Origin of the sequence: Cohnella massiliensis, assembly GCF_900169535.1 — a bacterium.
GTDB lineage: Bacteria > Bacillota > Bacilli > Paenibacillales > Paenibacillaceae > Cohnella > Cohnella algarum.
Window position 1 is genome coordinate 209,466 of record NZ_LT821256.1, and the last position, 26,255, is coordinate 235,720.

General features: G+C 60.8%; 21 protein-coding genes. 6 read left to right on the plus strand and 15 right to left on the minus strand.

Annotation, left to right across the window (positions count from 1 at the left end; all coding sequences use genetic code 11):
• Window positions 1-50 precede the first annotated feature (50 nt).
• From spoIIR to B7E11_RS05730, 11 genes are all read right to left on the minus strand, one after another.
• Window positions 51-707 carry a stage II sporulation protein R gene (spoIIR, locus tag B7E11_RS05680; protein ID WP_080832633.1) on the minus strand — a complete coding sequence of 219 codons (657 nt, stop codon included), beginning with the start codon at window positions 705-707 and terminating at the stop codon, window positions 51-53.
• 127 nt (window positions 708-834) lie between these two features.
• A complete protein-coding gene (prmC, locus tag B7E11_RS05685) occupies window positions 835-1,716 on the minus strand; it encodes a peptide chain release factor N(5)-glutamine methyltransferase (protein WP_080832634.1) in 882 nt (293 codons plus the stop codon).
• A gap of 619 nt (window positions 1,717-2,335) precedes the next feature.
• Window positions 2,336-3,409 (minus strand): peptide chain release factor 1, encoded by a 1,074-nt coding sequence (gene prfA / locus B7E11_RS05690; protein ID WP_080832635.1) that lies wholly within the window; start codon window positions 3,407-3,409, stop codon window positions 2,336-2,338.
• 246 nt (window positions 3,410-3,655) lie between these two features.
• Complete coding sequence (locus B7E11_RS05695; protein ID WP_080832636.1) at window positions 3,656-4,492, minus strand: hypothetical protein; 837 nt, start codon at window positions 4,490-4,492, stop codon at window positions 3,656-3,658.
• Between the two features lie 922 nt (window positions 4,493-5,414).
• Entirely contained in the window at window positions 5,415-6,515 is a 1,101-nt protein-coding gene (ychF, locus tag B7E11_RS05700; protein WP_080832637.1) for a redox-regulated ATPase YchF, read from the minus strand.
• Window positions 6,516-6,834: 319 nt separating this feature from the next.
• Window positions 6,835-8,994 (minus strand): alpha-L-rhamnosidase, encoded by a 2,160-nt coding sequence (locus B7E11_RS05705; protein ID WP_080832638.1) that lies wholly within the window; start codon window positions 8,992-8,994, stop codon window positions 6,835-6,837.
• Between the two features lie 48 nt (window positions 8,995-9,042).
• Window positions 9,043-10,434: an ABC transporter substrate-binding protein gene (locus tag B7E11_RS05710; protein ID WP_080832639.1), complete on the minus strand. Its 1,392-nt coding sequence runs from the start codon at window positions 10,432-10,434 to the stop codon at window positions 9,043-9,045.
• Window positions 10,435-10,561: 127 nt separating this feature from the next.
• Window positions 10,562-12,190 carry a response regulator gene (locus tag B7E11_RS05715; protein WP_080832640.1) on the minus strand — a complete coding sequence of 543 codons (1,629 nt, stop codon included), beginning with the start codon at window positions 12,188-12,190 and terminating at the stop codon, window positions 10,562-10,564.
• On the minus strand, window positions 12,183-14,018 hold the full coding sequence (locus B7E11_RS05720; RefSeq protein WP_176220622.1) for a sensor histidine kinase: 1,836 nt from the start codon (window positions 14,016-14,018) through the stop codon (window positions 12,183-12,185). The genes B7E11_RS05715 and B7E11_RS05720 overlap by 8 nt, the downstream gene beginning before the upstream one ends.
• A gap of 151 nt (window positions 14,019-14,169) precedes the next feature.
• Window positions 14,170-15,003, minus strand: coding sequence for a carbohydrate ABC transporter permease (locus B7E11_RS05725; protein ID WP_080832642.1), 834 nt, complete (start codon window positions 15,001-15,003; stop codon window positions 14,170-14,172).
• A 14-nt stretch (window positions 15,004-15,017) separates the two neighbouring features.
• A complete protein-coding gene (locus B7E11_RS05730; RefSeq protein ID WP_080832643.1) occupies window positions 15,018-15,929 on the minus strand; it encodes a carbohydrate ABC transporter permease in 912 nt (303 codons plus the stop codon).
• 274 nt (window positions 15,930-16,203) lie between these two features.
• Between B7E11_RS05730 and B7E11_RS29400 the strand changes: the two genes are divergently transcribed.
• The 4 genes from B7E11_RS29400 (at window position 16,204) to B7E11_RS05745 (ending at window position 19,973) form a co-directional block, all read left to right on the plus strand.
• Window positions 16,204-16,350, plus strand: a complete 147-nt coding sequence (locus tag B7E11_RS29400; RefSeq protein ID WP_176220623.1) for a hypothetical protein — start codon at window positions 16,204-16,206, stop codon at window positions 16,348-16,350.
• Window positions 16,351-16,543: 193 nt separating this feature from the next.
• On the plus strand, window positions 16,544-17,101 hold the full coding sequence (locus B7E11_RS05735) for a sigma-70 family RNA polymerase sigma factor (protein ID WP_245809632.1): 558 nt from the start codon (window positions 16,544-16,546) through the stop codon (window positions 17,099-17,101).
• On the plus strand, window positions 17,098-18,636 hold the full coding sequence (locus tag B7E11_RS05740) for an ABC transporter substrate-binding protein (RefSeq protein ID WP_080832644.1): 1,539 nt from the start codon (window positions 17,098-17,100) through the stop codon (window positions 18,634-18,636). The genes B7E11_RS05735 and B7E11_RS05740 overlap by 4 nt, the downstream gene beginning before the upstream one ends.
• Window positions 18,633-19,973 (plus strand): ABC transporter substrate-binding protein, encoded by a 1,341-nt coding sequence (locus tag B7E11_RS05745; RefSeq protein ID WP_080832645.1) that lies wholly within the window; start codon window positions 18,633-18,635, stop codon window positions 19,971-19,973. Before B7E11_RS05740 ends, B7E11_RS05745 begins: the two co-directional genes overlap by 4 nt.
• 857 nt (window positions 19,974-20,830) lie before the next feature.
• Here the strand turns inward: B7E11_RS05745 and B7E11_RS05750 are convergent.
• The gene (locus B7E11_RS05750; protein WP_338026223.1) at window positions 20,831-22,087 is read right to left on the minus strand and encodes a molybdopterin-dependent oxidoreductase; all 1,257 of its coding nucleotides are present in this window, start codon (window positions 22,085-22,087) and stop codon (window positions 20,831-20,833) included.
• A 146-nt stretch (window positions 22,088-22,233) separates the two neighbouring features.
• On the opposite strand from B7E11_RS05750, the gene B7E11_RS05755 reads away from it, so the two are divergent.
• On the plus strand, window positions 22,234-22,917 hold the full coding sequence (locus tag B7E11_RS05755; protein ID WP_080832647.1) for a hypothetical protein: 684 nt from the start codon (window positions 22,234-22,236) through the stop codon (window positions 22,915-22,917).
• Window positions 22,918-22,989: 72 nt separating this feature from the next.
• On the opposite strand, the gene trxA is transcribed toward B7E11_RS05755, so the two are convergent.
• The 3 genes from trxA to B7E11_RS05770 form a co-directional block, all read right to left on the minus strand.
• Window positions 22,990-23,301: a thioredoxin gene (trxA, locus tag B7E11_RS05760; RefSeq protein WP_080832648.1), complete on the minus strand. Its 312-nt coding sequence runs from the start codon at window positions 23,299-23,301 to the stop codon at window positions 22,990-22,992.
• 95 nt (window positions 23,302-23,396) lie between these two features.
• A complete protein-coding gene (locus tag B7E11_RS05765) occupies window positions 23,397-23,822 on the minus strand; it encodes an RrF2 family transcriptional regulator (RefSeq protein WP_080832649.1) in 426 nt (141 codons plus the stop codon).
• Window positions 23,823-23,992: 170 nt separating this feature from the next.
• On the minus strand, window positions 23,993-24,916 hold the full coding sequence (locus tag B7E11_RS05770) for a LysR family transcriptional regulator (protein ID WP_080832650.1): 924 nt from the start codon (window positions 24,914-24,916) through the stop codon (window positions 23,993-23,995).
• A gap of 129 nt (window positions 24,917-25,045) precedes the next feature.
• Here B7E11_RS05770 and B7E11_RS05775 point away from each other — a divergent pair, with 129 nt between their 5' ends.
• Window positions 25,046-26,236 (plus strand): YeiH family protein, encoded by a 1,191-nt coding sequence (locus tag B7E11_RS05775; RefSeq protein ID WP_080832651.1) that lies wholly within the window; start codon window positions 25,046-25,048, stop codon window positions 26,234-26,236.
• The last annotated feature ends 19 nt before the right edge of the window (window positions 26,237-26,255 follow it).

A 26,255-nucleotide genomic window follows, 5' to 3' on the forward strand; every position in this document is an offset into this window, starting at 1 on the left:
AACCATCCTTGGCAACTTGATACTGCCATTATAGCACAGCCGCCCGGCGGTCAGGAGAACAGCGAAGCGATAAAGGCGAACAGCTTCTCGAGCAAACCCCAAAGGAAAAAGCCCGCTTTCGGTTCGTCCTGCCCCTCTCCCCCGGAAACCGCCGGCGCCGCCTCCCCGCCCGCGCCGTTCGCGGCGGCCGCGGCAACTTCGGCGTCCGGATCCTCGGCGGTCGCCGCCGTCAGGCAAAGCGGCGGGAACAGCACGCACCACCAGTTCGCGCCGACGCCCTCGCCGAGCGTAATGCGGAGCGCCTCGTAGTTTCCTTCCGGATAGAGCACGCCCCCGAATATTTTCGCGGGAAACGGAACTTCGGCAAGCTCCGCTTCGGCTCCGTAAACGGCGCCTTCTTCTTCGAGCACGCGCTCGGCGGCCGCCTGAATGTCTTCCATATGCGAACGAAGCAGCGCTCTCGACTCTTCGATCGTCGTCGGCATCGCGCCCCAGGAATCGATCAGCTCGGCGACGCGGTCGCGCACCTTGCTTTTGATCGCTTGATCCCGGTCGGAATCGGAATTCGCGATAATGCGGATGCGAATCGCTTCGTCGGGGATTTCCCCGCCGGCGTTCGAGCTTGCGAAAACGGAATAAGAGGACCAAACGGACACGCCTACGGACAAAGCAAAAAAGAGGAATAAAAAATGGCTAAGACCACGCATCGCTTTCTCGCTCCTTGGGAGCGCCCGTCGGCGCTATCGATGCGTTCCGGAACGTCTTAGCCACAGTATGTCCGGATTGGGAATCTATAAACCTATTAAAAGGGAGAAAGCGAAAATTTCGCGGCGCTTATCCGCGGACGGCCAGCACATGGCGGTCGATGCCCGCGAAGTCCCGCACGAACCGGATTTCGCGCCAGTCCGCCGCCTGACGGAGCAAGACGGCGACATCGGGCGCCTGCCCCGCTCCCACCTCCCAAGCGATGAGGCGGGGCAAATCGGGCAGCGCTCGAATCTGCAGCGCCATCGACCGATAGGGGGCAAGGCCGTCGGCGCCCCCGTCGAGCGCGAGATGCGGTTCGAAGTCCCGCACCTCGCGCTGCAAGCCCGCAATATCGCCGGAACGGATGTACGGCGGGTTGGATACGAGCACGTCGACCGCCGTCCGGCCGGCGATAAAGGGCTCCAGCAGATCGCCTTGCACGAAGTCGATCCTCGCATGCACGCCGTGGCGCTCCGCGTTGCCGCGCGCCACCGCAAGCGCGGCCGCCGACAAATCCGACGCGGCGACGCGCCAATTCGGCCGCTCGGCCGCCAGCGTCACGGCGAGCGCCCCGCTTCCCGTGCCGACGTCCAGCACGGAGAGCGAAGAGACGTCCTCCCAGCCGGACGCCTCGGCCAGCACCGCTTCCGCGAGCAGCTCCGTCTCGGGCCGCGGGATGAGCACGTCCGGCGTCGCCGCAAACCAACGGCCGTAAAAATACTGGCCGCCCAAAATATACTGCACCGGCTCCCCCGCGGCTTTGCGCTCCAGCAGCCGTTCCCAGCCCTCCGCCCTCTCCGGCGGGAACGGCTCGCGCATATCGCGCAGCAGCTCCGCTTTGCCGATGCCCAGCGCGTGCAGCAGCAGCAGCTCCGCGTTCGCTTCCGCCTCCTCAATGCCGGCGCTTCGCAAGCGCTCCGCCCCCTGCCGCCAGGTTTCGCCGATCGTTGCGGCTTTTTTTTCCGTCATCCGACGCTCCTCCTCCCGTCCGCCGTTCCCGCCGCGGTCTGTTATGCCTGCCTCGCTATGCCGAATCCGGCAGCCCGATCGGCGTAATAACGGAACCCGTTTCCGTCAGACTTCTCGCTGGCATGCGGAAGCGCATGCCTCTTTTTACGCTTTATCGCCAGTATCCCCTTCGCTCAGCCCGGACAATCGGAACATTCCGTTCCGGCTTCGGGAGAGCGGAAAGACGCCGTCTGCAAACTCCGGACTAACACCAGCCCCCTGAGCCAACGGGATATCGTCTGCAGACTCCGAACTCACCCAGTCCCCTGAGCCAGCGGGATATCGTCTGCAGACTCCGAACTCACCCAGTACCCTGAGCCAGCGGGATATCGTCTGCAGACTCCGAACCCCCCAGTACCCTGAGCCAGCGGGATATCGTCAGCAGACTCCGAACTCCCCCTGTACCCTGAGCCTACGGGATATCGCCTACAGAGAGCACGGCCATAAACGCAGCTAGCCGAAACCCGGCCAGGCGTTTCCATTCTTTGCGTCCTCCCGGCACGCGCGCAAACGCAAAACGGCCGGCCGCTCCTTTCGGAGGGCCGGACCGCAACCGCGTGAAAAGCGCGCCGCATTCGCTTTAAGCTCCGTTGTCCTTGGCGAGCTGCTCGGTTTGTTCCGCCAGCGTCAACGCCTGGACGATATCGTCCATTTCCCCGTTCAGCACCGAATCCAGCCGATGCAAGGTCAGCCCGATCCGATGGTCGGTTACCCGGCTTTGCGGGAAATTGTACGTGCGAATCCGTTCGCTTCGGTCGCCCGTACCGACTTTCTCCTTGCGTTCGCCGGAATACTTCGCTTCCTCTTCCTGCCGTTTCATGTCGACAATCCGGGTGCGAAGCACCTGCAGCGCCTTGGCCTTGTTGTCGTTCTGCGACTTGCCGTCCTGACACGTTGCCACGATGCCCGTAGGAATGTGGGTTACGCGCACGGCGGATTTGGTCGTATTGACGGATTGGCCCCCCGCGCCGCTGGAGCAGAACGTATCGACGCGGATGTCTTTGTCCAAAATATCGATTTCGATTTCCTCCGCCTCGGGCATGACGACGACGGTCGACGTCGACGTGTGAATCCGCCCGCCGGATTCGGTTTCCGGTACGCGCTGTACGCGATGGGCGCCGCTTTCGTATTTCAGCTTGCGGTACACGTCCTTGCCGTCGATGCTGAAAATGACTTCCTTGAACCCGCCCAGATCGCTGACGCTCGCTTCGAGCAGCTCGGTCTTCCAGCCTTGCTGGTCGGCATACTTCGCGTACATCCGGTACAGGTCGGCCGCGAACAGATTCGCTTCCTCGCCGCCGGCCGCGCCCCGGATCTCGACGATGACGCTTTTGCCGTCGTTCGGGTCTTTGGGGAGCATCAGAATGCGAAGCCGCTCCTCCAGCTCCTTCTCCCGGGCCGAAAGCTCCTCGATCTCCATCTTGACCATTTCCCGCATTTCCTCGTCGAGTTTCTCTTCCTGCATCGCCTTGGCGTCGCCGAGCTGCTCCACGACCGCTTTATATTCCAAATAAGCCCGGTAGGCTTCTTCCAAATCGGATTGCTCCTTGGCATACGAACGAAGCCGCGACGGGTCGCTTACGACATCCGGATCGCAAAGCAGCTCGTTCAGTTTCTCATACCGGTCCGCCAAAGCTTGAAGACGGTCCAACACTGCATTCATCCTCCTAAAGTTGTGATGAACATAAATCGCAACTCTAGTATATCACATTCCCGCAAGCCGTGACGGGTTCTGCGCCTTTTTCCGCGCGTCCGATGGCCGCCAGCCGCCCCGGCAAAATACCCGTGCAGATAACGCGGCGCAAAAACCGCCCGCACGAATCGCAGGACTTTTCTCCGCGAGAGAGATTCGGTCCGCGCTTCGCAAGCGGGCGATTGTTCTCACAACCCTGTATTCGGCTTATTGCTCGGCTTGCTCGTCCGGGAGCACGACGATCAGCTCGGCAGGACTTTGGGCCGGGAGGCTTTTCATGATGAGCGGGCCGTAATAGGCGCGAACCTTCGCTCCGGTTTGCAGCTCCTCCGGCTTGACGGGTTCCCCGTTCGCTTTGACGATCAGCGTGTCTTCGCCCACATTGAGCACGATTTGCGACGCCGGATCGGCCGCCGCTCCGAGCGTCACTTTCCAGCCGGCCTCCGTTTGGGCCACGCTGCTGACGGCGTCTTCCTTGATTAGCCGTTCCGCTCCGATCACGATCTTGGCCGCGGCCGATTGACCCGGGTAGCTCATCGCCACGATCGGACCGTAATCCGCCGCGATGTGGGTGCCTTCCTTGATATCGTCGATCGTCTTCGCTTCCCCGGCTTCGTTTTCGATGACCGTATCCGCGGTTACGCCCAAAATCATCCAGTCGGAGCCGCCTTTGCCGCGTACTTCCAACCGCGTCGTGTCGCCTTCGACCGTTTTGCTTACGACGACTCCCGTCATCTGGATTCGCTGCTCCTCGACCGGCGGGTCCGCTTGGCGGGTTTCCGCTTTCGATTGCAGTTGAATTTGCTTGCCGGTCGCGACGACCTCGTAACCCAGCGCGCCTGCGGTATCGCGCACGGGCAGGTACGCCTTGCCGTTGATGTATACCGGCTGCAGACCGGTTTGATCGCCGTTGACGGTAACTTGAACGTCGGACCGCAAAAGCCCGCTGACCTTTTCGCTTAATCCCGCTGCTCCCGCGACGGCGGCGGTTGCTCCCATCACGCCTACGGCGGTAAGTACGATTAGGGCTTTCTTATGTTTCATTGTGCGTTCGCTCCTTCCGGAATTCCACAAGATGTCGGTTGCACTTTCCCAGACGGGCTCTTTTCCGGAAAGGTTGCATTTATATTTGGCAGAAACATGAATTGCTTATACGGAAAAAAACTACGCCTTGGCAGCGTCCTCAGAAAGACAGGCTTCTTGGCGGTCGGAAACTGGGGGGAGTTCTTGACGCGGTAACGGAAGTAGCAGAAAGCGAAGCGCAAGAGGGCAGCGAGCATGTAAAAGGATTTGACGAATTCCCGGAGCGCTTGCGTATGGTTCGGCGAGGGGAGTTCTTGACGCGATTATGCGAGAGGCAGCAGCCTGCAAGGGGACTTGACGGATTCCCGGGGCGCTTGCGTATGGTTCGGAGAAGGGACCGGCGTAAAATTAGGTGCCGGAAGCGAGGTTTGACGAAGGGGGCGAAGAACGTCTTGGCCTCTTTCGCGAGGTAACGCGAAGCTTGATTGGATTTTGTCCAATCAAAACCGGCTTTTTCGGGATGCTCGCCAGCTACATTGGATTTTGTCCAATGAGGGAAAACTTTTCGGGAGATTCGGCCCTATTTCCAAGTTTTTCGTTGGATAAAATCCACTCTAGGCCGAGCTTTCTCCGTCTTTCGCTCTGTCGATTGGATAAAATCCAACATAGGCTTCGGGCCGCTCCCCTGCCGCTTCGCTCTCCCGTTTCTGCAGGCGACTCTTCCGATGAGCCGCGTTCCCAGAGGGCGACTCTCTCGACAAGCCGCCATTCCGCCAGGGGGTTCTCCAGGCAAGCGGCGTTCTGCCAAGCGACTCTTCCGACGATCTCCCCCAGGCGACTCTTCCAAAGACCTCCCTTCCCGCAGGGCACCGTGGCGCTGATCGGCCAAAAAAACGCCTTTCGCCCGGAAGGGGCAAAAGGCGTTCGATGACGCGAAACGAGATTAAACGTTGAAGCGGAAATGCATGACGTCCCCGTCGGCGACGACATAGTCTTTGCCTTCAAGGCGCAGCAAGCCTTTCTCGCGGGCGGCGGCCATCGAGCCGGACGCGACGAGGTCGCTGCACGAGACGACTTCCGCGCGAATGAAGCCGCGCTCGAAGTCGGTGTGGATGACGGCGGCGGCTTGCGGGGCTTTCGTGCCTTTGCGGATCGTCCATGCCCGCACTTCCTGCACGCCGGCCGTAAAATACGTGTACAGGCCGAGCAGCTTGTAGGCCGCGCGGATCAGGCGGTCGAGGCCGGACTCCTCAAGGCCGAGCTCCTGCAGAAACATTTCGCGGTCCTCGCCTTCCAGCTCGGCGATTTCCGACTCGACCTTGGCGCTGATCGGCACCACGTCCGAGCCTTCGGCCGCCGCGAACTCGCGGACCCGCTGCACGTACGGATTGCTATCGGCGCCTCCCGCCTCGCTCTCGCTCACGTTCGCCGCGTACAGCACCGGCTTGATCGTCAGCAGGTGAAGGTCGCGCAAAATGAGCCGCTCCTCGTCCGTCAGCTCGACGCTGCGGGCCGGCTTCTCGTCCGCGAGCGCCGCTTGTACCCGCTCCAGCACCTCGAGCTCCTGGGCGTACTTTTTGTCGCCGCCCTTCATGTTTTTGCGCGTGCGCTCGATGCGGCGCTCAACGCTGTCGAGGTCGGCCAAAATCAGCTCCAGGTTGATCACTTCGATATCGTTGATCGGATCGATCTTCCCCGAGACGTGCGTGATGTTCTCGTCCGCGAAGCAGCGCACGACGTGCACGATCGCGTCGACCTCGCGAATGTTGGCCAAAAACTTGTTGCCCAGGCCTTCGCCCCGGCTGGCGCCTTTGACGAGACCGGCAATATCGACGAATTCGAAAGCGGTCGGCACGATCCGGTTCGGATTGACGATATCGGCAAGCTGCTGCAGACGCTCGTCGGGCACTTCGACGACGCCGACGTTCGGGTCGATCGTACAGAACGGGTAGTTCGCCATTTCGGCGCCCGCTTGGGTAATCGCGTTAAACAGCGTCGATTTGCCTACGTTCGGCAAGCCGACGATCCCGCAAGACAGTGGCATTCGTTAACACTCCTGACTGAGGCGGCAGCCCGCGTCATTTCCCGCGCCCGCCGCCCACCTGTTCGATTCTCTGGTCATTATACCGGAATCGCGGCGGCCCCGTCTACTCGCCGGCGCGAGGCGCAAGCCCGGGGAACCGCCCGAAAGCGGCCGGTCATGGGCCCGACTCGGCTGCGCCCTTCGGAGCTTCGCAAACGACGCCAGCCTGCCTTACAGAGGCTTAGCCTCAAGCTTGCTTCCTCAAATGCCGCCAACTGCCTTGCGGAGCCCCAATATCAAGCTGCTTCGCAAATGCCGCCCAACCTGCCCCCAGCCTGCCTTACGGAGTCTCGAGCTGAAGCTTGCCTTGCCGGTACCGAACGCGGACCGGGCCCCGAACGGTCCGGAATTCCAGCTCGAAATCCCTCATCGCCGCCGGAATGCGCGGCCGAAAGTCGACGTTCGCCCAGCCCGGCGCCGCCGGCTTCAGGCCGATAATGTCCTCGATCAGCACGGGAATCGGCGCGCTGGCCCAGCCGTGGCAGAGGCTGGTGTTCCACTTCTGCTCTTTGCCCCACGCCTCGAAGCAGGATGTCGCTCCTTCGCGAACCATGTTGGCCCAGGAACGCTCGTCCTCGCACATGATCAGTTCGTAGATCAAGTCCGTTTCCCCGCAAGCGGCCAAAGCCTTGAGCACGAAATAGGACATGTACACGCCGCAGCTCAGCCTTTTTTCCCGGATCAGGGCCACGATCGGCCGGACCGACTCCGGCGGAGCGATGCCGAACAGAAGCGGCAGCACGTTGGCGTGCAGCGACGAATGCCCGGAGACGTCCGAATCGGCGAACAGCCCTGCCGAGCCTCGATAAAAAGCGTCGACAAACGCCCGTTTCAGCTTCGGCAGCTCGTCTTCGCAAGGTACGCCCAAGAAGTCCCGGATCTCCTGAACCGTTTGCACGCAGCCGATATAAAACGCATTGACAACGTTGTGGCAACCGTCCCCGACCGGCCGGGTCAGCGGAAAATCGTAGCCGTCCCTCAGGTTGTCGGGCCAGTCGACCAGGTTCCATTTTTCCTTCACGTTTTCCAGCAAGCCGTCCGGACGGGCGTACTTCCGGAAATAGTCCAGCACGCCTTCGGCGACGGGGAGCATTTCAAGCAAAAACGCCTCGTCCCCGCTGTGGCGGTAGTAAAGCAGCAGCTGCATCGGCCATTGCAGCGAGAAGTCGGCGATCTCCTGCATGAAATGGCCGGGCGCGACCGCCAGCAGCCCCGGGCAGACGGCGGCGGAAAGCGCGAAGTCGCGAATCGCCTTCTTGAACAGGCGCATGTCGCCGCCGATATACATATGGGTATGCCCCATCACGGTGTTGTCGCCCAAATACTGCCCCTTCTCGCGGGACGGGCAGTCGACGTAGTTTTCCTGCGCGCACAGCTGCACGCCGCGCAGGCAAATGTCCCATATCCGGCGCAGCAGCGGATCGTCCGTTTCGAGCCGGCACGCGCTCTCGTCGAGCGGATAATGCCGGACGACGGCCGCGAAGCTGTCCGGGCGCAGCGCCTCGTCCGGCCCGTCAAGCTCGACGTAGCGGAACGCCTTGTATTCGAACGGCTCGAACTTGTCCTCCCGTCCGGACAGCGTCCAAATTTCCCGGTAGCGGCAGTTGCAGCGCAGCTCGTACCGGACGGACGAGCCGTCGTCCGCCAGCTCCTCCCCGTACCGCACCTCGATCCGCTCGCCCGGCCGCCCGCGCGCTTCCATCTCGAATTGCCCGGTCAGCTCCCGCCCGAAATCGAGCAGGTAACGCCCTTCGGCAAGCCGAACGACGCGCTCGGGCGCGACCCGGTAGACGCAAACGGCGGGAACCGGCTGCGGAGCGAACGCGTAATCGGCGTCCGGCCGCTCGGCCGGTTCCTGCCAATCGTCATCCGGAAACCCGGCCTCCTGCCAGCCGGGGACGGCCAGCCTTTGATCGATATTCTCCAGAAACTGCGTTTCGTAGCCGACCGTTTCGCCGTCCCCGCCGCCGTAATGGCCCGCGATCCGGAATTTCCAGGTGCGGTCGGTCGCCAGCAGAAGCTCCTCGTCCGCATGCAGCTCCGCGATCGTCCCCTGCCGCAAATCCCCGCTGTTGTAGGCGCGGTTCACAATCCCCTGATAATAAACGTGCACGGCGATAACGTTGTCGCCGGCGGCAAGATAAGAGCCGACATCCCACTCGTTATAGTTGTAATGGAACGGGTACCCTTGCGCCGGTCCCTGGCCGACGAAGCGGCCGTTGACGTACAGCTTGTAATAGTCGTCCGCGGAGATGCGCAGAACGGCCCGGGCCGGAGCGGCCGCCAGCGAAAAGGTTTTGCGAACGAGCATATGCCGGTTGCGCAGCTGCTCGGGATGGGCGAACGAGGGCCCGGCCTCCTGTTCCTTATGGAGCAGCGATATCGGCTGCAGCGCCGCGAATTCCGGATCCGCGATCCATTTGGCCTGCCACGCTCTCATTGTCGGTCACTTCCCCCTGTTCGGACTGCTGCCGCGTCCCGGCGGTCCTTATTCAAACACCTTGCCCGGGTTCGCGGGATCGAAATCCGGGTATTGAATCCGTTTCGCCTTCCCGTCCGCAACCGCTTTCTCATAAGCGGCGTTGTACCGCTCGTTCAAGTCCGCGATGCCTTTGTCGACGTCGAGCGCGCCGAGCACGATCGCGTTGAAGACGAAGTACATGTCGTTTCCTTCCGGGGTGACGCCGGTCGGCAGCGCCGGCCAAATTTTGTCCTTGTCGGTCAAGGCAAGCTCCGGCCAGTTTTGGATCGTTTGCGGAGCCTGGGCCTTTTCCAGCACCGAAGGAACCATGACGAGGCCGAGCCCGTTTTCGTGATAGCCGGTCAGCAATTCGTCGCTGTACAGAAACTCCATTACCTTCCACGCTTCGTCCGGATGCTCCGTATGCGCGTTCATGAAATACCAGCGTCCCGCCAGATTCAAATGCTGCGAGCCGCTTACGGTGCCGTCGATTGTCGGCAGCTGCGCCACGTCCCAGTTTTGCTCGGTCGGAAACTGGTTCATGTACACGCCCGGCTCGGAGTGGTTCCACGAGATGTACATGCCGATCTTGCCGGCCGCGAACTGCGTCCGCAGCGGGTCGATGTCGAGCGATTCCGAGCCGGGGAACGCCGCGCCGGACGTGAAAATTTCCCGGTACGCCTCGAGAATCGGCTTGTAGCCGCCAAAGTCGTATTTTCCGGCCTTGAAGTCGAAGCCCGCCTCCGCGCCGCCGCTTCTCATCAGGATGTAATCGATCGAGCGCGAGTAAGCTTGCGCGGGATTTTTCAGATTGGCCGCAAACCCGTAAATGCCCTCGCCCTTCAGCTTGTCGGTAATTTGCTTCGCGGTCTGCACCAGCTCGTCCAGCGTTTTCGGCGGCGCCGCGATCCCGGCTTTTTCGAAGATATCCTTATTGTAAAACAACCGCGGGGTCGTGCTGATCGCCGGCAGCGAATAAATGCTGCCGTCCACCACGTTGATGCCTTCGACGAACGCGCCCTCTCCGAACCGCTCTTTGAACTCCAGGGTCAAGTAATCGTTGAACGGAGCCAGGTTGCCCTTCGGCAAATTGTCGTTGAAAGCGGTGGCGCCGTCGAAAAAGACATCGGGACCTTCGTTCGTCGCCAACGCGATATCGAGCGACTGCGTATAGTTTTCGGCATAAATCTGGTAGTCGATTTCGATGTTGTCCGGGTTTTCGGCGTTGAAGGCGTCGATCTTTTCCTTCATGTACTCCTGATCGGCCCGATTCATCGTCCAAACTTTGATTTTCGTTTTCGCGGCGGTATCGGAAACGCTTTCACCGCTGGCCGAAGAATTCGCTCCGCCTCCCCCGCATGCCGTCACCGTCGTCGCCAGCAGCAGCAGCGCGGCGATTCCTGCCATCCGTTTCTTCATCTGTGCCCCTCACCTTTCTTGGTTGCGTTAGTAGCTGTCGCATTTTGAAAGCACATTCATTTTAGCAAGAAGGGCCGGACCCCTTAATCCAAAAAACGCATAACCGATGTTCGGAAAACGCAGGATTTCACACCAGCCCGTGCTGCGCCGCCTCCCGGTATTCCGTCGGCGTCATTTGAAAGTGCTTTTTGAAACAGCTCGAAAAATACCGCTGCTCCTCGAAGCCCACCTTCTCCGCCACGTCCTGGATTTTAAGCGTCGGGTCCTGCAAGTAGCGCAGCGCCCGCTCCATCCGGAATCTCGTTACGTATTCCACGAACGACTCGCCGGTTTCCTGCCGGAACAGCTGCCGCAAATAATTGGGGCTCAAAAACAGATTGGCCGCCGCTTCGCTGAGGGCGAGCCCCTTTTCGGAAAAATGGGCTTCGACGTATTGCTTGACCTTCTCGACGTGAGAGGCGCCTTTGTGCGTCTTGCTTCGCTCCAGTTCGGCGATGCACCGCTCCGCGAAATGCGCAAGCCAGTCCTCCAGCTCCCGGGTCGTATCGAGCCGGTACACGTTCGCGTAAGGATCGACGTCCTTTTGCCGCAAAAACGAATCGAGGCTCAGCTTCGCGTCGCCCATTACCTTGAGCAGCGCGATCGCCAGCTCCAGAATCGACAGCTTGACCCAATGGGGATGCGTCCTTTCCACCGACGTAATCTCCTCGATATAGTCGCGGACGGCCGGCCGCGCGCGGCCTTTGTCGAGCAGCTTCACCCGCAGGACGATCTCGTCCGCCCGTCCCCCGGCATTCGTCTCCGGAACCGCGGCCGCGCCGAGCTCTTCGAAGTTCAGCACCGTCCGGTTTTTCACCGACAGCCGCAGCAGCATCGCCTCCTGCGCTTGCTGATAGGAAAGCGGCAGCTCGGAGCAGGACTCGCAAACCGATCCGAGGGCGATGTTCAAGCGCTCCGGGTTGACATTCTTTTGCAGGGCGCGCCCGAGCCGGGTCAAATACCGGTCGATCGCCCAGAACCCCGTCTCCTTGGTCGGTTCGTCGCTGCCGATCAGCAGGGCGAGCTCCGAATCCTTGACGAAAAAATAGTGAACCTGAAGCTCCTGCGCGTACCGGCTTGCGGTTCCGGCCACGATCTCCCCCGCCATCGCGTCCGTGAGCAGGCCGCCGTGCGGAGGGCGATCCGCCCAGTCGAAGCGGACCGCCGCGGCCGCCCAATACCGGCTGTCCAGCGAAAGGCCAAGCTGACGGGCGCGATCGGCCAGCTCCGCCGGATCTCTTCCGCCTTCGATCAAGTTGCGGTACAGGCGTTCCCGGTACAGCGGCAAGCTTTCCGCCACGATCTTTTGCAGCTCCGCCTGGTCTTTGCGAAACAGCTGCTTCCGGTCCAGCTCCTCCGCCAGCAGGTTGAGCCTTGCGACCAATTGCCGCGACTCGACCGGCTTCAGCAAGTAATCGTTGACCGCCAGCTTCAGCCCCATTCGCGCGTATTCGAAATCGTCGTACCCGCTAATGATGATGACCGCCACGTCGGGATAATCCGCCTTGACCTGCTCGATCAACTCGATCCCGCTGCGGTTCGGCATCTGGATGTCGGTAATAATCAAGTCCGGTGCGGCCGTCTGAGCCACGTTCAGCGCCTCCTCGCCGTCCGCCGCCTCGTAAATCTCGTCGTACCGCGGACAACCGCCGCGGATCGCGCTCGCGATGCCCTCCCGAATCCACGCTTCGTCGTCGGCAACCAACACTTTATACATCGCTTTCCGCTCCTCCTTCGCTTGTCCCGGACGGGATGACCGCCGTCGCGACCGTTCCTTTTCCCGGCTCGCTCGCGATTTCCAGGCCGTACGCTTCTCCGTAGTAAAACTTGATCCGGTTGTTGACGTTATAGAGCCCGTAGCCGTCCTCATGCTCGTCCCGCACCGCCTGCAACCGCTTACGAATGAGCTGAAGCTTGACCGGATGCATCCCGGGGCCGTTATCTTCGACCGACAGCCGGACGCTTCCTTCGCCCATTTCGGCGCAAATGCGGATTCGGCCCCCGTCCTGGCGCTGCTTGATGCCGTGGTAAATCGCGTTTTCGATGAGCGGCTGCAAAATAAATTTGACGGTGGTCCGCCGCTCCGCTTCCGGGTCGCCGCAAAACTCGTATTCGAACTTGTCCTGGTAACGCATGCTCTGAATCGCCAGGTAGCTCGCCGCATGCGCAAGCTCTTCCTTGACGGGAATGATCTCTTTGCCGCGGCTGAGCGCGATCCGGTAAAACGACGCGAGCGCGGTGATCATTTTCGCGATGTCCGCCTGCCTCTCCATTTCGGCCTTCCATTTGATCGAGTCGAGCGTGTTGTACAAAAAGTGGGGCGACATTTGCGCTTGCAGCGCTTTCAATTCGGCGACCCGCTTCAGCCGCTGCTCGGTCCGGACCTGCTCCTTCTCCTTTTGCAGCTGCTCGATATAACCTTTTTGCTGGCGAATGAGCTCGTGGATTTCTTCCTTCATAAAATTGAACGTGCGGCCCAGCTTGCCGACCTCGTCCTCGTACGGGTACTCGAACCGGCCGTCGAACTTGCGCCAGCGGACCCGCTGCATCGTTTTCTCAAGCGCCTGGAGGGGTCTGGTGATGGTCGCCGCCATCGCGAACGCCACCGCGAAGCTGGCGGTGATGCTGATGAGCAAAATGAGCCCCGAGTACGTTTTCATGCCGCGGAGCTTCTCCAGCAGCGTCCGTTGGGATTGAATGTTGACCAGCGTCCACGGGGCCACCTTCATCGGCGCGTAATTGATCGTATACGAATCGTCGCCGTATTGCGCCTCGCTTCTCCCGAATTCGCCGCCGAGCAAGCCGCTTTTGAAATCGGAGCCCGCGAGCAGCTGCCCGATCAAAGGCGAATCGCCGACGACGATGTCGCCGGATTCGCGGTCGACGAGCATCGTCGTGCTGCCTTCCTTCGGCCGGGAATCCCGCAAATACTGCAAAATCATGCTCTCCTTCAACTGAATGACCATGTACAGCTCCTCGCCGTAACCGCTTATCGAAAAGCGCAAAACGAGAGAAATGACCTTCTCCCCGCCCCGGTACAGCTCGCTTTCGGACCGGGGCAACCAATAGACGGAAGCGCTCGGCTTCTGTCCGATCGCCTCGAACAGCTTCGTACCGGTAAATCGGACTCCCGGGTCGTGGGGCAGCGACAAGTCGTAAAAGCTCCCTTTTGGCGTATAAAGAAAAACGGACGCGATAAACGGCTCCGAGTACCGCATTTCCAGAAACACGTCGGAAAAATAGCTGAGCGCGGACGCGTAATGGCGCGGATCGTCGTCGATCAGAAACCGGGCGGCCGTATCGTTGAACGTGCTGTCGGTCCGCATGTTCAGCGCCCTTGTGATGATTCCCTTCAGCTTTTCGTTCAAGTAGTTGTTGACCTGCAAAATGATCTCCGACGAATGGTCCGCTTCCGTCTCCGTCGCGACGTCCGCCGCGTTGCGGTACAGCAGCAGACCGGAAAACCCGGTGGAAACGATGACGAGCGCCGCGCACAGGACCGCGATTTTATGTTTGAGCCGCAGGTTGAAAAAACGATGGAACATAGGCATCCTTTTCGTTCACCGCTTCCGGACGTAAATGGCCAAAAAGCCGCGCTCCTCCCCGCCAAGGGAAAAGGCGACACGGCATCGGCCCCGCAGAACGTATCGTACCATTCCGTCGGGGCGTCGTACATGGAACCGTTTGGTTATTCCGTCAGCCCTTGACCGCTCCGGCGGTCAGCCCGTTGATGAACTGCCGGTTGGCGAACAGATAGACGATCAGAATCGGCACGATGGCGATGGCGGCGCCCGCCGTCATGATGTGCAGCTCGGCCGCCGCGTTGGCGGAATAGCGCAAGCCGACGACCGCGACCGTCAGCGGCTTGATGCCCGGGTTCGGAATGCTGAACACGAGCGAGGTGATGTAATCGTTCCAGGCGAGACGGAACGAGAACAGGGCGATGACGCCGAGGATCGGCCGGATGAGCGGCAGCAGGATCGACCGGTAAATCCGGAAGTACCCCGCTCCGTCCATCAGCGCGGATTCGTCCAGCTCTTTTGGGACGCTTTTGATGAAGCCCATGATCAGAAATATATTGCTCGCCTGCCCGCCGGTCAGCACGAGGGCCAGTCCGAACAGGTTGCCGGTCAGGCCGAGCTCCTTCATCAGCATGTACTGCGGATAGAGGACGATCGGCCCGAGCGCGACGAACATCACCGACAAATAAGCGGCCATCAGCGCTTTTTTCCCCGCGAAATCGTGCCTGGAGACGACATATCCGGCCATCGACGACGTGACCAGCGACAGCAGCATCGTCATGGCGCTGAGCAGCACGCTGTTCCCCGTATATTTCAGAAACTCCGCCTTTTGGAACGCTTCGGCGTAATTCGAGAATTTCCATTCCGTCGGAAAAAAGCCGCCGCCGGTCTGCAGCTCCAGATTCGACTTCAAGGAACCGAAAACGGTGTACGCGACCGGGTACAAGGTGAATGCGATCATAACGACGATAAACGCGATCCCGACAGTTCGTCCCGCTATCTTTTTCATAGTCGTTCCCGCCTTTAAAAGATGTTGTCCAGTTTTTTGGAGACGAGCAAATAAATCGCGGTGATGATGCCGAGAATGAGCCCCGTCACCACGCTTGCCGCCGCGCCGTACCCGATTTCCGGATGGATCGAAGCCGAAGCGCTCACCGGGAAGAACAGCTGGTACAGGTACAGGAACACGACCTGCGTTTGGCCCAGCGGACCGCCTTCCGTCATGACCATGATGCTCTGGATATCCTGGAACGCCGCCAGAATGGCCAGCATCAGCACGATGCGCAGGACGGGGCCGAGCATCGGAATCGTAATCTTGAACAGGCGCTGCCAGTACGTGGCCCCCTCCAGGTCGGCGCTTTCGTAAATGTCCTTCGGAATCGTCTGCAAGCCGGACAGGAAATACACCATGTAATTGCCGACGCCTCCCCATACCGCCACCAAAACGACGGAAAGCATTGCAAGAGACGGCCCAAGCCAGTTGATCGGCTGGTCGATGATGCCGACGTACAGAAGAAAGCGGTTTAAATCGCCGTTATACACATTAAGCAGCAAATAAAACATAAGCGCCATGACGGCCGAGCTCATGATCGTCGGGCTGAAGACGATGACCTGAATCGCGGTTCGTCCCTTGAACGGAACGTTGAGGATCATCGCCAGCAAAAACGCCAGCGGGATAATGAGGGCGAGCTTCCCGCACGCATACACGAGCGTATTGAGCAGAGAGTCCCAATACACGTCGTCGCGGGTAAACAGGCGGACGAAGTTGTCCATGCCGGTAAATTTCGCCGCGTGAATGCCGTCGTAGTCGTACAGCATGTACCGCAGCGACCACACGATCGGATAGACGGTCAGGCCGACAAACAGCACCAGATTGGGCAGGAGCATCGCGTACAGCTGCCCGTTCCGAAACATTTTTTTGGAGGACGGTTTCATCGATTCACCTCTTGGGATGCGCTTTCATTTTACGTTCATCTGGAACTATACCATGGCCGCCGGGAGGTGATAATCGAAAAAACGCAGGTCCGATGTATAAAAAAAACGCCATTTCATACGTTCCCGCTCGGGGAGCGGCCGATTCCGGCGCCCAGGCGCGCCGGGTTCGCCTCCGGATAATAACCGTCTTGCCGGCTCACACTTTAGAATAAGTTCGGAGTTCAAGCAACCCATCATCCGAATCCTACTCCAACAAGCGACGGGAGCGTGCGAGATGGAAAACAAAAGCCGCAAAGGCAACTACAAAGGCACGACCAACATGAACGCGAAAAACCAGGATATGGCCTTCGTCAACGATACGATCGAACGGACGAAGTCGGTCGCGCCCGCGCCCGGCTCGGACAAGGAAACCGACCGTTAGGCGGCTTCCCCCGCCTGTGCGGCCGGCCAGCCGGAATTTAGATTGACGAAAAGCAGCAAGCAGCGGCCCGCGCCGCTGTTTTTTTGTTTTCCCGGCGCCCCCTCCCTCGCTGTACAATCCTTTCATCGACCTTTTTAATGGATTAGGGAACCTTTTCCTTTTTGAATCGTCGGATTGTCGGGGTGAGACGAACGTGGAGCTGGACTATTTAAAGCATATGACCGGCGGGCTGGACCGCAACGCCCTGCTGGACGAGCTCATGATGACCTACGGCAAGGACGTCTGGAATTACGCCTACTTCCTGACGTGCCGCAAAGAGGCGGCGGAAGATATCGCGCAGGACGTGTTCGTCAAAGTGTATCAAAATTTGTATACGTTTCGCGGGGAATCGCCGATCAAGCCGTGGCTGCTGGCGATTACGCGGAATACGGCGCTGGACTATTTGCGGTCGTCCTGGGTGCGCCGAGTGAAGTTTTTGCCCTCGTATAAAGAAAAAGCCGCTCACCCGTCCGCCGAAAACGAATGGCTGCACCAGGAAGAGCACCAGGAAATCTGGGACCTCGTCATGAAGCTGCCGCGGAAGCTGAGGGAGTCGCTGCTGCTGTTCGCCCATCATCAGTTGTCCTTGAAAGAAATCGCAACGCTGCTCGGCGTGTCCGAAGGAACCGTCAAATCCCGGCTGTTCCGCGCGCGGGCGGCGGCGAACAAAGCCTGGGCGTCGTCCGGGACGGAAAGGAGCGAGCTGCCGTGAAGCCATCCGAACGCGACTGGGAAAGCCGATTGACCGAACTGCCGCTCGGCTCGGGCGGTTTTTCGGTGCGGACGATTCGCAAAGTGAAGGAGAGAATCGCCTTGGAGGAAAAGCGAAAAAGAAGAAAAAAGCTGCCGCTGGCCATCGCGTCTTTGCTCGCCGTTTCGCTGGCCGCCGTTGTTTTCCGCCCGCAGATCGAGGGGGCTCTCGCCTCCTGGCTCGGGCCCGGACCCAAACCCGTCCCCGTCATCAGCGAGACGGAAACGACGACGTTCAAGATCGGTTATATGTACGGCTCGGACGATTTTATGGAGAAATACGGCAAGCCTTTTATCATCCGCCATCCGGCCGTACGCTTCGCTTTTGCCGAAGAAGCTCCGTTAACGGTCGACATCGTCGCCTACAAGGAATGGCTGGAGCGCGAGAGGCCCGATTTGATCCAGATTCCGCTCGCCTACCTGGACGATCTCTCCGCGGCCGGCTTGCTCGCCGAGCTCGATCCGCTGCTGCTGCGGGACGGAATCGACGAGCAAGGCTATCATCGGCCCGTATCGCAGGTGCTGCGCGAGGCGGGGGCGGGCAAGCTGTACGGGCTGGCCGACACGTTCGCGACGACCGGATTGTTTTACAACCGGGAGTTGTTCGCCGCTCGCGGCATTCCCGAACCTTCCGGTTCGCTGACGTGGGATGAAACGCTGGCATTGGCCGCGCAGTTTGCCGGCATGGAAAAAGACGGGCAGCCCGTCTACGGCCTCAGCTTCGGCTACCGGCCCGGCTTGTCGTCCAACGTCATGTCCATCGCCCTGAGCCTCGGGATGGGGATGACGACGGCGGACGGGAGCCGATCTTCCCTCGGATCCAATGCCTGGGAAAGCCTGTGGACGCCGTTCGTCCAAGGTTACCGCGACGGCTGGATCGCGAACGAGGCCGGCATGGAAAGAGGCAAAAACTATGCGATGACAGAGCTGTACAAGCTCGATCCGTTTCTGACCGGCCGGTCCGCCATGACCTTTCAGTCGAACGACTATTTGCGCAACATCGAAGAGAGCCGCGAGGCGATCGGCTTCGACGCGGATTGGGGCATCCTTCCCGCCCCGGCTCTCGACGAGGCGGCTCGGGCGCAGGGGCAGGCAATGGAAATTCCGTATGTACTCGCCATTTCGGCCGGCTCCTCCCAAACGGACGCCGCGTGGGAGCTGCTCAAGTACATCATGAGCCCGGAGCAGGCCGAGCGGCGCTCCCGAACGGCGGGGCACGCCCTGTATACGGTCGGGCAGCAATCGACGGATGCGGGCGCGCGGGAAACCTTTTTCTACGAAGCCGCCATCGATCCGTCGCTGTCGCTCGTCCTGCACGAACAGCAGACTTCCCCGGCCTATCAGGCGCTTTATGCGCTTGCCGCCGAGGAGGGACGAGCCCGGACGGACGAGCTGCTCTCGGGCGCGCTGACTGTGGAGCGTTTCCTTGAGGAGCTGGATCGGCAAGCCGAACAAGCGCTGCGGGAGCTTGCCGCGCAGGAGGAGGAGCTTCCGTGAAAAAACGTTTCGCTTCCCTGTTGGTCGCTTTGGCCTTGCTGGCCGGCTGTTCGCAAGAGGCTCCGAACGCCGAACCCGTCAACCTTCGCATAGGCGTTCCCGATCTCTACGCGTTCGACCGGCAGTACCGGGACTATTTCGATGCGGCGTTTCCCGATTGGGAAACGACGGCGATCGAATGGCCGGACGACGCCGACGCGTTTACGGCGGAGCGCTGGGGCGAGTGGCTGGAAACGGAAAAACCCGATCTGCTGCTGGCTAACGTTTTCGACTATCGCAAGCTGTCCGATGCGGGCGAGCTTCGCGATCTGGAGGAATTCGCCTCTCGCGGCGAAATGGACCTCGGACGGTTCAATCCCGCCGTGCTCGACTACTTGAAGACCAACGGAGACGGCAAGCTGTTCGGCTTAAGCCCCTTTTTCAGCACGTCGGCCTTATACTACAACAAGGATATGTTCGACCGCCTAGGCATCCCTTATCCGCAAGACGGGATGACCTGGCCGGAGACGTTGAGTCTGGCGAACCGATTCATGCGGGACGACCGCCTGGGAGAAGACGAATTCGGGCTCCATGTCAGATGGGTTCGCTCGCCGTTCGACCTGATCCGGCAAATCTCCTATACGGAGGGGCTGGAATACGCCAACCTTCAAACCGGCGCGGTAACGATCGATACGGAAAGCTGGCGGAACGTTTTCGAAGCCGTGATCGCTGCGTACCTGGACGGGACGTTCCGGACGCAAAACGTACAGGGCGAAGAAGCGGACGGCACCGTGTATTACGGGCCGGAGGCGTTGGCCGAAATGGATTTATTTTCGCAAGGGGCGGCCGCCATGACCGTGGATGGCGATGATTTGATGCAGCGGCTTAAGTCGGCCGCTCCGGGCTTTCGCTGGGGGGCCGTGACGGCCCCGGTTCGCGTTTCCGATCCTTCGCGGGCGGGCTGGTTCAACACGGGATCGGTCTTCGCGATCCCGGTTGTCTCCTCGCAGCCGAACGAGGCATGGGAGGCGATCGATTATTTCCATTCCGAGCGGATGGGCCGCGCGGCCGTCGCCCTCGGCGAAGGGCTGCTGTCGCTGAAGGACGATCCGGTCTGGCGGGGCGATGCGGATTATGAGGTGTTTTACCGGACGCTGCCCGTCAACGCGCTCCCCGAAACCTTCGAGCCCGTCGTCTCGCCCGAATTCGCTGAGCCGTTCGACCTCCTCGTCGAGCGCGGGATCGGGAGCGTCCTTGCGGGCAAAGCGACCGTCGAGGAAGCGCTCGCGGCCATTCAGAAAGAAGGCGAAGCTCTGGTAATGGAGTTTCGGCAGGAAGAGGCCGCTCCGGACGCTTAAATTCGGCCGGGGACAACGAAGGGCGAAGGTGTCCGGCGGCGGCGGTCCCTGTGTTGTGCACGTAGTGTATCCACTGCACTACATGACGGGGATCCGCCGGTTGCGGCACCCATGTAGCGCACCCAGTACTCTACATGACGGGAATCCGCCGGTTGCGGCGCCCATGTAGCGCACCCAGTACTCTACATGACGGGAATCCGCCGGTTGCGGCGACCATGTAGTGTACCCAGTACTCTACATGACGGGAATCCGCCGGTTGCGGCGACCATGTAGTGTACCCAGTACTCTACATGACGGGAATCCGCTGGTTGCGGCACCCATGTAGTGTACCCAGTACTCTACATGACGGGAATCCGCCGGTTGCGGTGCCCATGTAGCGCACCCAGTACTCTACATGACGGGAATCCGCCGGTTGCGGCACCCATGTAGTGTACCCAGTACTCTACATGGCGGGAATCCGCCGGTTGCGGCGCCCGTGTAGCGCACCCAGTACACTACATGGCGGGAATCCGCCGGGTGCGGCGCCCATGTAGCGCACCCAGTACACTACATGGCGGAAATCCGCCGGTTGCGGCGCCCGTGTAGCGCACCCGGTACACTACATGACATGAACCCGACCCCTAATGGCCTTCACGACCGTTACTGGCTTCCGAACGCGTCCCCGTCGGTCGTCGCAGGCGATTAACGGCCTAAACCAACCGCTATTCGGGCGCGGGATGGGAACCCGCCCCAATAGCGGCGTTACCCGGCCGAAATCGGGACGGGCGGATGACGGGAACCCGGCGGCAGCGCAATCTTTTATCGCCTTAAATGTTGATCTGCCTAATGTTCTCCGGCGATTGTACGGCGCCCCCCCGTCACGCCCTCACCCAGGCGTCGTTGTCGTAGCCCCGTTCCTCCCAGTAGCCGATGTGCGATTCCCGGATCAGTTCGATCCTGTTCAGCCACTTGACCGACTTGTAGGCATACATTTGAGGTACGACGAGCCGGACCGGCCCCCCGTAATCGCGGTGAATCGGCTGGCCGTCGTGCAGCACGGCGACGAGAACGTCGTCCATTCTCGCCTGCTCCAGGGAAAGCGCGTCCGTGTACACCCCGTCCCCCGAGTAAAACTTGACGTAACGGGCTTCCGCCTGGACGCCCGCCATTTCGAGCAGCTTGGACAGCGGGACGCCTTCCCACGTATTTTTATAAACCGACCAGCCCGTCACGCAATGAAAATCGCTTACCCGCACCTCGCGCTGCAACTGCAAAAACTGCTCCCAATTCCAGGAGAGCGGGCGATCCACCAGACCGTCGAGCGCAAAGCTCCAATCCGCCGAATCGAATGTCGGAAGACGCGTCACGGTGTACACGCGAAAATGTCCTTGCGCCCCGCCTCCGATCACCTGCTGCGACTCGGGAAGCGGCTGCGGCGCGGGCAGCATCCGGTTCGGGTCCGTTTCCCCCGACCCGATGCCGCCGGCGGAGGAAAGTCCCGCCCCGCTCCCGAGCCATTCCAGAAAGGACGGCGCGACCGCCGCGGTCAACGCGATGCCGACCGACCAGCGGATAAACTGCCTGCGGCTCATCCACCGGGCGGGCGCCCCCGGAGCCGGAAACCGGCTTCCGGCGCCAAGCTCGCTTCCCTCCCCATCGGCGGCGGCATCCGGCCGGACCGCGCGGCGTTCCGGCTTCCGCATCCAGCGGAGCCTCGTGACGGAATGATAAAGGATGTACGGAATTCCGACCCACGTCAGCAAGTTGTGCGCGACGAGAGCGGCGTTCGCCCATTGCGGGGGAAAATGCCTCAGCTGCCACAGCACGATGCCGGACAACAGCCAGCCGACGAGCAACGCGGCGACGACCGCCAGATTGCCCTTTTGTCTCGGCCTCTCCTTAAGCTGCTTCAAATGGCGCTTCAGCATCGGAGCGTACATGACGAGCAAAATCCCCGACACGAGCCCGAGGTAAATATGCAGCTGCTTCACCCACGTTCTGCCGCCGCCAAGCCATCCGCGCGCGGCGCCCCAAGAAAGAACAAGCCCGCTTGCGGCAAGCGCGAGCACCAGCCATCCGTTCCAGCGATGCAAGTCTGCCAGCTTTTTTCCGAATCCGGGTTTGCGTCCGCTCACGACATTTTCCTCCCGCCCCATTTCAGGATGCCAAATTATAGCACCGCGACCTTAAAATAATATGAATTCGTTCGCTTACATACCGGAACATCCGTCGGGCTTTTGCGTCTAAACGTACAACACCACGTTTAACTGGAGGAATGATGATGATGCGCAGAATGCTCCCGCTGCTGCTTGCGGCTCTTCTTGCGCTTCCGTTTGCCGGCTGCGGCGCAGCGAGCGATAACGATTCCGGGCCGGCGGTGAAGGAAGCGCCTTCGACGGGTTCCCCGGCGCCGCAATCGCAGCTATCGTCGCCGCCTTCGGCGATCCCCGCCAAAAACCTCGAAAAGCAAAGACCTCCCGTGACGGAGGCTGCCGGGGAAGTCGTGGAAGCTCTGCGGGACCGGGACTTGTCCCGGCTCGCCGATTGGATCGATCCCGAGCTCGGCTTGCGTTTTTCGCCTTATGCCCATTTGAATAACGGCGATCTCGTTTTTATGCCTGACGAGCTGCCCTCCTTCCGGGATGCGTCCAAGCGTGTCTGGGGATCGTACGACGGTTCGGGCGAACCGATTGAACTGACGTTCCGGGAATACTTCGAAACGTTCGTTTACGACCAGGATTTCGCCGGAGCGCCGAACGTTTCCGAAGGGAAGCTGACCGGAACCGGAAATACTCCGTTTAACGGCCTGGAGGTTTATCCGGATGCCTCTTTCGTCGAATATCACTTCCCGTCGGCGGAGGCGCAAAATTCCGGCATGGATTGGAAAAGCCTCATCGTCATGTTCGTTCCAAATGGCGACGGATGGCGCCTGTGCGCGATCGTTCATTCGCAATGGACGATTTGACGGACGCCGACTCCAAAAAAACAAGCGGCCCGCGCAGAGATTCCCTGCCGGGCCGCTTGTTTGCCTTCTGGATTACAGTTGGCCTTGGATTTTCGCTTTGAGCGCGTCTTTGCTTTGCAGTCCGACCAGCTTGTCGACCGGTTGGCCGTCCTTGAACAGGATCAGCGTCGGGATGCTCATGACGCCGAACTTCGAAGCCAGTTCCGGCTCTTCGTCCACGTTCACTTTCGCGATCGTAGCTTGGCCTTTCAATTCTTCGGACAGTTCCTCGACGATCGGGAGCTGCATTTTGCAAGGGCCGCACCAGGGCGCCCAGAAGTCCAACAGAGATACGCCTTCGGAAACGGTCGTCTCGAAATTGTCTTTCGTTACGGCGACTGCCATTTGTCTCCACTCCTCTTGGGAATAATAGGTAAAGGTAAGCCAATTATAGATAAACCGGAAACCTGGGTTTCCGTTTCACCTCGCGTTCCAAGTTTTCACGCCATCTGGCGCTCCTTGATTCGGGACAGCATCTGCCCGATCGTAATCCCGGCGAAGTAGGCTTCAAGCTGCCGTTCCGCGCCGCTGAACACCGAATTCATGACTTCCTGCATATTCGCCGAAACCATGCAATCCATTTCCGGATCGCCGCTGCACCAATTGGGCGTCAAGGAGCCTCCCGCCATTGAACGGTAAATGTCGGCCAGCGTCAGGTCGTCGGGCTCTTTGCACAGGCGATAGCCGCCGCCGGATCCTTCCCTTGTCGCGACGAAGCCCGCTTTGCGAAGGCAGCCGAGCACTTTCCGGATACGGGCCGGATGCGTGCATACGTTGGCGGCGATTTCCTCGCTGGAAGCCATGCCGTCGGGCCGGTGAGCCAGCAGAACGAGACTATGAACCGCTATAATAAATTCGCTGTTCATTCCAAGCAGCCCCCCCGGTGATTACTGTAATAATATCAATTACAGTTGAGGTTGTCAAGCGTAAAATCGATCGGATTTCCGGCTGACGAAACCGACGGCTAATTTCATGATGAGCCTCCCTTTGCCCGCTTATGCATCTTGCCTTGCCGATTTTGCCGCCGTTCCCGGACTCAATCGCCGGCCGAGCCTTCTTCCGACGAGCCCGGCGGGGCCTTGCCCGTCACGTCTCTAAGCGTCTCCAGAAAAACCTCCAGCGTCCGCGTCCGCAAATCTCCGCTTCGAAACAGCACATGAAAGCTCCTTCGCACGGGCATGCCGGACACGGGGAGCAGCCGCAGCGAGCCGATCCGGAGTTCCTTCCGCAGCGCCCACCCGGACTGAAGCGTGATGCCGAGCCCGGCTTCCACCGCTTCCTTGATCAGTTGCGTGCTGCCGAGCTCCATCAGCCGCCGCGGCCGCAGGCCGAACTCCGCGAACATCCGATCCGTCGCCGCCCTCGTCCCCGAACCGGGTTCGCGGACGAGCCACGTTTCCTTTTCCAGTTCCGCCGGTTCGATCCGTTCGCTGGCGGCCAGCGGATGGCCGATCCCGGCCGCGACGTACATTTCATCCTCGGCCAGCTTTTCCGCCATCAGCCCGCTGCCGATGTCCTCCCCTTCCACGATGCCCACCTCCAGGTCGCGGCTGCGGACCCGTTCGGCGATATCCGCCGTATTGCCGATCGCGATCGAAGGCCGGATGCCGGGATAGTCCCGGTTCAGGCGCGCCAGCGTCAACGGAAGCACGTATTCGCCGAACGTGTAGCTGGCCCCGATCGGCAGCGGCCCTCCCGTATGGCGCATCAGCTCGTCCACCATCTCCTTCATCCGTCCGTACAAAAAATTGATTTCCTTCGCGTGATGCAAGACGATTTCCCCCGCCCGGGTCAGGGAAACGGATTTATTGCTTCTCGTCAGCAGCCGGGCGGCGAACGTTTCCTCCAGCGCCCGGATTTGCTGGCTAACGGCCGGCTGCGTCATATGCAGCTTCTCCGCGGCGCGGGTGAAATTCCTCAGCTCCGCCACGACGGCGAACACATGCAGGTGTGCGTCCATGTTCGGCTCCCATCATAATTATTTGCTTATGGTTATGATAATAATAATTCATTTTTCTTATTTTATCCGGAGCGCTATGCTGGAAACAATCCCGACAAACCGAACCTTTCCCAACCGAGGTGTTCCCCTATGACCGGCTCGTTTACTTCGCATAACGCAGGAACCGCCGCGCTGCCTCCTTCCAACGGAATCAAGCGATATTCCGGCTTGTTCGGAGGAGTGCTGCTCGCCTTGATTCTGACCCTTGCCGGGTGGCAGCTGGCGAATTTCCCCGGACTTTCGGCCGCAGGTCCGATGGCGTGCACGCTTGCCGTCGCCATCGTTTTCCGCCGGATTTTCGGCTATCCGGAGGCGCTGCGCCCGGGCCTCGCGTTCGCTTCGACCAAGCTGCTTCGGCTGGCCATCATCCTGTACGGCCTGAAGCTGCCGATCGGCGCCGTTCTGCACGGCGGCCTGCCCTTCCTGGCGCGCGGCGCGGCCGTACTCGCCGTCTCGCTTGCCGCCGGCATCGCGCTCGGCCGGCTGCTCAAGGCCGATCGCGAGCTGACGCTGCTGCTCGCGATCGGCACCGGCATTTGCGGCGCCGCCGCCATTGCGGCATCAGCGCCGCTGCTTGGGGCCAAAGCGCAAAAAACCGCGCTTGGCGCCGGCCTGATCGCAGCCGTGGGCACCTTGTTCGCGGTTGCGTATACGCTTCTTCTGCCCGTGCTGCCGATCGGCGATGCGGCGTTCGGCGCGTGGGCCGGCCTGACGCTGCACGAGCTCGCGCATGTCGCGATGACGGCCGGCACCGCCGGCCCCGAAGCGATGAACGACGGCATGCTGGCAAAGCTATGCCGCGTCGTGCTGCTCGTCCCGCTCTGCCTGGCGCTGTCCGCCCGCTCGAGTTTCCTCCGCCGCCGGGAAGCCGGGGAAGCCCGGGAAGCCCGGAAATCGACGGGTTTCCCTTTCCGCCCGAATGAGACGCAGGGCACGGACAACGCGCCTAGCACGGACGATGCGCCGGACACGGGCGACGCGCCGGGCAGCGGCCGGGCGCAAAGCGCAAGCCGCGCCAAACCGGCCCTGCCGTGGTTTTTGCTCGGCTTTTTGGCGATGAGCCTGCTCGGCTCCGCATCGCCGGAAGCGTGGCTGCCGCTGCCGGCCGGCTGGCGCGACGGCGTCTCGCAGCTGACGGCCGCGCTGTTCGCCGCCGCCATGGCCGGCCTCGGGCTAGGCGTCAACCTGCGCGACTTCCGGCTCGCCTGGCGCCCGCTGCTCGCGCTGCTCGCCGTCTCGCTCCTCGTCTCGGCCGGCGTCTACGTCACGCTCGCGTTTTAAAGCCCGGCCAGGCTCCAGT